We start from the raw sequence: 540 nt of genomic DNA, 5'->3' as shown, positions 1-540 counted from the left end.
TCGAAGAAGGTGTTCACCACCCGACCCGACCCTGCTGGGGTGCGGCCGCGGGACAGTGTGAAACGTAATTTCGTTGCAACACAACCGAATCGATTGTGGGTGGTCGATATCACCTACGTCCGGACGTGGCAGGGTTTCGCATACGTCGCCTTCGTCACGGACGTGTGCACCCGCAAGATCGTGGGATGGCACGTGGCGTCGTCCATGCGCACCGAAGACCTGCCCCTCCCTGCATTCGATCACGCTGTGTGGCAGGCGAATACCGATCTATCCGGGTTGACACATCATTCCGACCACGGGTCGCAGTACCTGTCTGTGACCTACACCGATCGTTTGATCGAGCTGGGCATCACACCGTCGGTGGGCACGATTGGCGACTCCTACGACAACGCCCTCGCCGAAAGCGTCAACGCGAGCTACAAGACCGAGCTGATCCGCCGGCGTGGACCGTGGCGAACGGTCGACGACGTCGAGTTCGCGACGCTCGAATACGTGTGGTGGTACAACCATCAGCGTCTGCACGAAGCGCTCGGTTACATG

At 60.4% G+C, this 540-nt stretch carries 1 protein-coding gene; it reads left to right on the top strand.

The features are described from left to right. Nucleotides 1-9: 9 nt before the first annotated feature. Nucleotides 10-540: IS3 family transposase (locus DK926_RS26300; protein WP_279387112.1), on the top strand; the 531-nt coding region annotated here is incomplete at its 3' end.

The organism is Rhodococcus sp. Eu-32 (genome assembly GCF_003336925.1).
GTDB lineage: Bacteria > Actinomycetota > Actinomycetes > Mycobacteriales > Mycobacteriaceae > Rhodococcoides > Rhodococcoides kyotonensis_B.
Note: the sequence above shows the minus strand (reverse complement) of the source record. Positions and strands in the feature narration are given on the sequence as shown.